Below are 7979 nucleotides of genomic sequence, written 5' to 3'. Positions count from 1 at the left end.
GTCGGCCGCGTCTGTTGTTTATACGAGACTGGTCAGAGGCTGTGCTGGTGCTTGACGTCCTTGGCGTTGCGGTGCTCGACGAAGAACGACAGCAGGGGGATGGTGCCTGCGATGAGGGTGCCGACGGTGCGGCCGATCGGCCAGCGGACCTTCACCGCGAGGTCGGCGGTGACGAGCAGGTAGGCGAAGTAGACCCAGCCGTGCACGACCGCGATCCAGCTCGGGGTGTCGACGCCGAAGCCGTACTTGGCGATCATCTCGACGGTGAGCAGCAGCAGCCACAAACCGGTGACCCACGCCAGCACCCGGTAGCGCTGCAGGGCCGGGGCGATCTTGGCCGTGTCGACGCTGGCCGCCGGTGCGCCGGTCTCCTTCTCCAGCGACGGTGCTGTGGTCTTGTTGTCGGTCACCCGGCATTCCTCTCAGTGGCGTGCAGACCGGCCGAGCGGACCTGCGCATCGATGTCGTTGGCGTGCAGTTGTGCCAGGTACTGGTTGTAGGCGACCGTTTCCGGGTCGTCGGCGGGCGCGGCCTTCGGCCGTTCGGGCAGGATCCCGGCGGGGATCTCGCGCGGCGCCTCGGACTCGGCCGTGCGCGGTGCCGTTGCCGGTTTCTCGGCCTCGCGTTCCAGCCGCACGAACCGGACATAGGCGAACACCGCGAACGCGGCGAACAGCGGCCACTGCATCGCGTAGCCGAGGTTCCGGCCCGAACCCGACACCGATTCGAACTGCTCCCACTGCCACCAGGCCAGCGCGAGGCAGCCCAGCGCGACAACGATGACCAGCGCGATCAGGGCCGGTCGATTGTGCGCCGGGCGGGGAGAAGAAGCGGACACGCGCTCCACGGTACCCGGCTACTACAGCGTGCGTAGGACCAGGTCGCAGCTGAGAGGGGCGTCATAGCCGGGCTCGTGGCCCACCGTCAGAACTTGTAGCTGATGCCCGTCATCCGCTCGGATTCCTCCCACAGCCTGCGCTGCAGTTCCGGATTGCGGGAGATCGCGCTCGACGGGCACGGCTCGACCGGGCCCTGGGACTGCATCCACTTCTTGGGACCCCAGTAGACGGTCGGGTCGGCAGCCGGTTCGGTGGCCGCGAACAGGGTCGAGTGGGCGGCCTTGGCGGGCGGGTGGCCGATGAGCTTGATGAACGGCTTGCTGACCCGGTCCAGCACGGTCTCGGTGCGGGCGAACAGGTCGGTCGCCGAGACGCCGGGGTGCACCGCGTAGGACTTCTTCGCCGACCCGGCCTCGGTGAGCCTGCGCTGCAGCTCGCGGCCGAACATCAGGTTGGCCAGCTTGGCCTGGGCGTAGGCGAGGTTGCGCTGGTAGCGGCGGTTCTCGTAGTTGAGGTCGTCGATCCAGAGCTTGGGCGTCTGCTTGTGCGCGATGCTGGCCAGGGTGACCACCCGGTCGGTGATCCGGTCCAGCAGCAGGCCGGTGAGTGCGAAATGCCCGAGGTGGTTGACGCCGAACTGGGTCTCGAAGCCGTCGGCGGTGCGCGAGAACGGGATGTTCATCAGGCCCGCGTTGTTGATCAGCACGTCGAACTCGCCCTGCTGCTCGGCGAACGCGCGCACGGAAGCCAGGTCGGCCAGGTCGAGCGCGGCCACCCGGACGTCACCGGGGATGGCGTCGGCGATCGGCTGGGCCTTGGCCGCGTTGCGGCAGGCCATGATGACGGTGGCGCCCTTGCCTGCCAGCACCTTGGTGGTTTCGGTACCGAGGCCGCCGTTGGCCCCGGTGATCACGAACGTGCGCCCGCTCTGGTCCGCGATGTCAGTTGGTTTCCATGCCATGCGCCGACCTTACTCCGGAGTAAGATCGGAAGGAAGTATTCAGTCGAGCAGCCCCGTCAGCGTACTGGCGCAGGCGGGCCTGCGGAGCTTCGACATCGCCTTCGCCTCGATCTGCCTGGCCCGTTCCCTGGACACGCCCAGCTCCGAACCCACCTCCTCCAGGGTGCGGCCCTCGCCGCGATCGAGGCCGAACCGCAGGCGGATGACGGCGGATTCGCGCTCGGTGAGCACGCCGAGCGCGGCCTCGACATAGCGGGGCAGCATGCGCTCGGCGACCGTGTCCGCCGGGGCGGGCGCGGTATCGGGCAGTAGGGCACCCAGTTCGGTGTCCTCGCCGATCGGCGCGTGCAGCGATACCGGCTCGGCCTCGTGCCGCAGCACCGCCTCGACCTGGGTGACCGTGAGCTCCGCGGCCGTGGCCAGCTCCTCGACGGTGGCGACGCGGCCGAGCTGATGGGCCAGCTCGCGCCGCACGCGGATCACCCGGTGCAGGACATCGGCCACGTTCGATGGCAGCCGGATCGTGCGGCCCTGGTCGGTGAGGGCGCGGCCGATCGATTGCCGGATCCAGTACGTCGCGTAGGTGGACAACTTGAGCCCGCGCTCGTGGTCGAACTTCTCCACCGCCCGGATCAGCCCGAGGGTGCCCTCCTGGATCAGATCCAGCAGCGACATGCCCGTGTTCGTCGGGAACCGCCGCGCGATGGACACGACGAGGCGCAGATTCGCCCGCACCATGTGGTCTTTCGCCCGCAGTCCGTCGATCTCCGTGCGGCGCAGCTCTTCTCGCCGCGCGGCGGTGAGTTCGATGCCCACGGCGGCATTCTCGTCGAGTTCGGCGCGCGCGGCGGTGCCGGCGGCGATGCGCGCGGCGAGCGCGTATTCCTGCTCGGCGGTCAGCAGGGGAGTGCGGGCGATGGCGGTGAGGTAGTCGCGGATGGGATCAGCGGTGACGGTCAAGAGGAACTCCCATGCAGAGGCGGCTTCGACGGAGGGGTTGAAGGGTGGGGGCGACGGATCGCCCCCACCCGGTCGGTCAGCGGCCGGGAATCCGCAGCGGCCTGCGCACGGTGGTCGACAGGGTCTGCGCGCCACGGATGGCCGAGCCGGTGCCGCGTCGCCGCTGCGCCGGGACGGGCGCCGCCGTGCTGGCGGGCCCGGCCTGGCGCCGGATCGGCATCGGCAGAGGTTCGGGCGCGGTCAGGATCTCGCGGACCGCGTCGTCGAGCGGGCTTCGCAGTGTCGTGTATCGGGCCATATCGGCTGCTCCTTCGTCGGTGGTGCCGGTGCGTCGGGTCGGGGCTGCGATATCGGGTCCGTGCGGCATGCGCTGTCTCCTTCGATCGGGGTCGCTCGCGGCGACGAACACAAACTTAGATCGGACCTAAAAATATGTCAAGAACAAATTTGTGACGACTTCAGATATGCTTCCGGCATGACGACGCAGCAGGGGCTCAGAGCCAGGAAGAAGCAGCAGACCAGGGAGCAGATCTCGCACAAGGCGACCGAGCTGTTCCTCGAGCGCGGATTCGACAAGGTGACGATCGCCGACGTGGCCGCCGCCGCCGATGTCGCCAAGATGACCGTCACCAACTACTTCCCACGCAAGGAGGACCTCGCCCTCGACCTCGGCGAGGTCTTCGCCGAACAGCTCGCGGCGGTCGTGCGGGGACGCGAACCGGGTGAATCGGCGCTGGCCGCGCTGCGCGGGGCCTACCTCGCCGCGGTGGCCGCGCAGGATCCGGTGATCGGGTTCAGTGGGCAGCCGTTCGCGAAGATGATCACCGACAGTCCCGCGCTGACGGCGCGGCTGCGCGAGTTCCACGAGGACCGGGAGGCCGCGCTGGCGCGTGCGCTCGCCGAGGTCACCGGCGCCGCGCCCGGCGACATCACCCCGCGGGTCGCCGCGGCCCAGCTCGCCGGCGTCCACCGGGTGCTGTTCGACGAGATCCTGCGCCGCACCCTCGACGGCGAACCCGGCGACGAGATCGCCACGGCCCTGGGCGTTTACACCCGGATCGCGTTCGCCGCGCTCGAACCGGGGCTGGGTGAGTACGCGGTGCGCTGAGTTCCGGCGCCGATTTGCTGCCGTGTCACTGAAGTATCGGAAGAGGCCGGAACGCCCATACTGGGGCAATGGCGGATGGTGTTGCTGTAGACGAGCCCGTCGAGCCGATGAGCAAGGCCAAGATCAATATCGTCTTCGCGACGGTCGTTCTCGGCATGCTCAGGCCGCACTCGATCAGACCATCGTGTCGGCGGCGCTGCCGTCGATCGTCGCCGACCTCGGCAGCGCGGGCCACATGGCCTGGGTGGTGACCGCCTATCTGCTCGCCGAAGCCGTCGCGACCGTGCTCGCGGGCAAACTCGGTGACCTGTTCGGTCGCAAACTGCTGTTCCAGATCAGCGGTGTCATCTTCATCGCGGGCTCGGCGCTGGCCGGTATGGCGCCGGGCATGGGTGTGCTGATCCTGGCCAGGGGTATCCAGGGCGTCGGCGCCGGCGGGTTGATGGTCACCTCGATGGCCCTGATCGCCGACACCATCCCGCTGCGCGAACGCGGCAAGTACCAGGGCGCGCTCGGCGCGGTCTTCGGCATCACGACCGTCGTCGGCCCCACCCTGGGCGGGCTGTTCACCGATCACGCCAGCTGGCGCTGGTGCTTCTATGTCAATGTGCCGCTGGCGATCATCATGATCGCGATGGCGGCGCGCACGCTGCCGCATCTGCGCGCGGTCGCGCGGCCGGTGATCGACTACCTCGGCATCGGCCTGGTCGCGCTCGGCGTCTCGGCGCTGATCCTCGGACTCGAGTTCGGCGGCAACGAATATCCGTGGGGCTCTTGGCAGATCATTGGGCTGTTCGTGCTGGCTGTCGTCCTGCTGGTCGCGTTCGTCATGGTGGAGAACCGGGCGGTGGCGCCCATGCTGCCGATGCGGCTGTTCCGCAGCCGGGTGTTCACGGTGTCCTCGGTGCTCAGCTTCATCGTCGGCTTCGCGATGCTCGGCTCGATGACGTACCTGCCCGCCTATCTGCAGTACGTCGACGGCGCGACGGCGACGGTGTCGGGCGTGCGGACGCTGCCGCTGGTCGTCGGCCTGTTCATCACCTCGGTCTTCTCCGGCCAGGTGGTCGGGCGCACCGGGCAGTACCGGTATTTCCCGGTCGTCGGCATGGCGGTGATGGCCGTCGGCCTCGCCCTGATGTCGACGATGGGCCGCGAGACCAGCGTCTGGCTGGAATCGCTGGATATGCTGATCCTCGGCGCCGGGCTCGGGTTGTCGATGCAGGTGCTCACCATCGTCGTGCAGAACACGGTGCCCTACGCCGACCTCGGCACCGCCACCTCGGGCGTGACGTTCTTCCGCACGCTGGGCAGCGCGTTCGGCACCGCGGTGTTCGGCACGCTCTACGACAACCAGAGCAGATCGGCGCTGAGCGAGGCGCTGCGGCAGACGCCCGGCATCTCCCCGGAGGCGGCGGCCAACCCGAAAGTGTTGCGTGAGTTGCCACTCGAGCTCTCGGCGCCGGTCATCGACGCCTACGCGAACTCGATCAACTACGTGTTCCGCTGGGTGGTTCCGGTCGCGCTGCTCGGGTTCGCCGTCGCCTGGTTCCTGCCGCAGGTGCGGTTGCGTGACAGCGCGCGGCACGGCGCCGGCGATATCGGCGAGGGTTTCTCGGTGCCCGATTCCGACGACCGGGTGGTGCAGCTGGAACGGGCGGTCGCGGCGACCGTGCGCAAGGCCAGGGCGCAGAAGCCGATCATCCCCGAGCTCATCGCGGCGTCGGGCAGCTCGCTCGGCCCGGACGCCGCCTGGGCGCTCGGGCAGGTGTACCTCTACGGCAAGCAGGGTTTGCCCGCGAAGATCCACGCCATCGCCTTCCGGCACCGGCTGCCGGTGGAGGTGCTGTCGCCGCTGTTCCGGCAGGCCGTCGGCGACGGCCTGCTGTTCGACGACGCGGGCACGCTGACGCTGACCGAGCGGGGCCGCGGCGAGGTCGACCAGCTGCGGGCGGGCTGGCGGCGCTGGCTGGGCGATCGGCTCGACGACTGGAACTACCACGACCCCGCCGACCGCGCGCTGCTCGACGAGGCGCTGTCGAATATCGCGGGCAAGCTGCTCGAGCAGGGCGCCGACAGCGTCGAGGTCACCAAGGTCTGATTCCGTCCAGTCCGCTGGACAGGCCTTGCCCGTCGAATATTCGTCAACGTATATTCGTAGACGAGTAAGGAGGTGGTCATGGCTACGAAGCGCAAGGTGAACAATCTGCTCGCGCTCGCCGTGCTGTCGGTGATCGTGCAGCGGCCGATGCACCGGTACGAGATCGCCGCCACCCTGCGCGCCCATGGCAAAGACAAGGACATGGACATCAAGTGGGGTTCGCTCTACACGGTCGTCCAGAACATGGCCAAGGCAGGTTTCCTCGAAGTCGTCGGCAGCGAACGCGACGGCGCGCGTCCCGAGCGGGTGATCTACCGGATCACCGATGCCGGGCGCGCCGAGATGGCCGACTGGACCAGGGAACTGCTCGCCTCGCCCGAACCCGAACATCACCGGTTCACCGCGGGACTGTCGATCCTGGCTGTGCTCCCGCCCGACGAGGTGGTCGAGCTGCTCGGCATCAGGATCGCCGCGCTCGACCAGGCCGTCGAGCGCGCGAAGACCGATCTCACCGCCCTGGCGGGCACCCTGCCCCGGCTGTTCCTCGTCGAGACCGAATTCGGCATCGCGATGCTGGAAGCCGAAGCGCGGTGGGCGCGCTCGCTGCGTGACGAACTGCGCGCGGGCACCTTCCAAGGCCTGCAGATGTGGCGGCAGTGGCATGCCGAGGGCATGCCCGCCGACCGGATTCCCGAATTCGGCGAAAGGGGCAACGACTAGAACTCGCTCCCGAAAGACCCGGACCCGGTGGTGTGCGGCAACACCCCACCGAGTCCGAGAACCGTCCCGACACCGTGCTCACACGCATGCGCACCCGGCTACGAGGCTGGCAACCACAGGATAGCCCGGGTGACGCAGACACAGATCTGGAGATCACTCATGTCCACAACCCGTTCCGCCTTGGTCATCGGCGGTGGCATCGCCGGACCCGTCGCGGCGACCGCCCTGCGCCTGGCAGGCATCGACGCCCATGTCTACGAGGCCTATTCCGGGCCGTCCGACGGCATCGGCTCCGGGCTCGCGCTCGCCCCCAACGGGGTCGCGGCCCTCGACATCATCGGCGCCGGCGACGCCGTGCGCGGGATCGCGCTGCCCGTCCAGGGCATGCGGCTGTCCGTCGGCGGCCGCGAACACATCCTGCCGGTGCTGGCCGATCAGCCGCCGCTGCAGGTCGTCGATCGCGGTGAACTGCACCGCACGCTGCACGATCACGCGGTCGGCGAGGGCGTGCCGTTCACCTACGACAAGCGTCTGGTGCGCGTCGACGAGCACGCCGACGGCGTGACCGCGCACTTCACCGACGGCTCGACCGCGTCCGCCGACATCCTCGTCGGCTGCGACGGCATCCGGTCGACGGTTCGGAGCCTGATCGACCCGGCCGCACCCGGCCCCGACTACACCGGCATGCTCGGCTTCGGCGCCCTGGTCGACTGTGATCTCGACCTGCCCGCCGACACCATGGTGTTCGCGTTCGGCACCAAGGCCTACTACCTGTACTGGCAGCACGCCGACGGCCGCGTCGCCTGGGGCGCGAATCTGCCGAGCAAGCAGTACTACTCGCTGACCGAGGCTCGCGCGGTCCCGGCCGAACACTGGTTGCGGGTGCTGCGCGAGACCTACGCGCCCGACACCCCCGGTGGCGAGTTCGCTCGCCGCACCACCGCCGAGAACCTGGAGATCACCGGCGCGCTGCACATCATGCCGCCGGTGCCGCACTGGTACCGCGACCGGATGGTGCTGGTCGGCGATTCGGTGCACGCGCCGTCGAACAGCTCGGGTCAGGGCGCGTCGCTGGCGATCGAGAGCGCCGTGCAGCTGGCCCGCTGCCTGCGCGATATCGACACGCCCACCGCCGCCTTCGCGGCCTACGAGCAGCTGCGGCGAGCGAGGGTGGAGGGCATCGCGGCCCGCGCGGCGAAGGTCAACCACAGCAAGACGCCGGGCCCGTTCGCCCGCAAGATCATGAACGCGATGATGCCGCTGATGGTCAAGACGGTGATGAACCCGGAGAAG

General features: G+C 68.9%; 9 protein-coding genes. 4 read left to right on the top strand and 5 right to left on the bottom strand.

All coding sequences use genetic code 11. From position 1 onward, the window contains the following. Positions 1 to 32: 32 nt before the first annotated feature. The 5 genes from ACFWPJ_RS18310 to ACFWPJ_RS18290 form a co-directional block, all read right to left on the bottom strand. Positions 33 to 380: a DUF3817 domain-containing protein gene (locus tag ACFWPJ_RS18310; RefSeq protein ID WP_378852812.1), complete on the bottom strand. Its 348-nt coding sequence runs from the start codon at positions 378 to 380 to the stop codon at positions 33 to 35. Between the two features lie 26 nt (positions 381 to 406). Then, the gene (locus ACFWPJ_RS18305) at positions 407 to 838 is read right to left on the bottom strand and encodes a transcriptional regulator (RefSeq protein WP_378852810.1); all 432 of its coding nucleotides are present in this window, start codon (positions 836 to 838) and stop codon (positions 407 to 409) included. Positions 839 to 924: 86 nt separating this feature from the next. Continuing rightward, positions 925 to 1800 (bottom strand): oxidoreductase, encoded by an 876-nt coding sequence (locus ACFWPJ_RS18300; protein ID WP_378852809.1) that lies wholly within the window; start codon positions 1798 to 1800, stop codon positions 925 to 927. A 39-nt stretch (positions 1801 to 1839) separates the two neighbouring features. Continuing rightward, a complete protein-coding gene (locus ACFWPJ_RS18295; RefSeq protein WP_378852807.1) occupies positions 1840 to 2760 on the bottom strand; it encodes an RNA polymerase sigma factor RpoD/SigA in 921 nt (306 codons plus the stop codon). 76 nt (positions 2761 to 2836) lie between these two features. Beyond that, the gene (locus ACFWPJ_RS18290) at positions 2837 to 3127 is read right to left on the bottom strand and encodes a hypothetical protein (protein WP_378852805.1); all 291 of its coding nucleotides are present in this window, start codon (positions 3125 to 3127) and stop codon (positions 2837 to 2839) included. Positions 3128 to 3235: 108 nt separating this feature from the next. Between ACFWPJ_RS18290 and ACFWPJ_RS18285 the strand changes: the two genes are divergently transcribed. From ACFWPJ_RS18285 to ACFWPJ_RS18270, 4 genes are all read left to right on the top strand, one after another. Beyond that, complete coding sequence (locus ACFWPJ_RS18285) at positions 3236 to 3868, top strand: TetR/AcrR family transcriptional regulator (RefSeq protein WP_378852803.1); 633 nt, start codon at positions 3236 to 3238, stop codon at positions 3866 to 3868. A 184-nt stretch (positions 3869 to 4052) separates the two neighbouring features. Beyond that, entirely contained in the window at positions 4053 to 5966 is a 1914-nt protein-coding gene (locus tag ACFWPJ_RS18280; protein ID WP_378852801.1) for an MDR family MFS transporter, read from the top strand. Positions 5967 to 6044: 78 nt separating this feature from the next. Continuing rightward, a complete protein-coding gene (locus ACFWPJ_RS18275) occupies positions 6045 to 6686 on the top strand; it encodes a PadR family transcriptional regulator (protein ID WP_378852799.1) in 642 nt (213 codons plus the stop codon). A gap of 159 nt (positions 6687 to 6845) precedes the next feature. Then, positions 6846 to 7979 (top strand): FAD-dependent oxidoreductase (locus ACFWPJ_RS18270; protein WP_378852797.1); only part of this gene is annotated, 1134 nt, incomplete at its 3' end.

The organism is Nocardia sp. NPDC058497 (assembly GCF_042720195.1).
Lineage (GTDB): Bacteria > Actinomycetota > Actinomycetes > Mycobacteriales > Mycobacteriaceae > Nocardia.
This window is presented reverse-complemented; position numbering and strand designations above follow the sequence as displayed.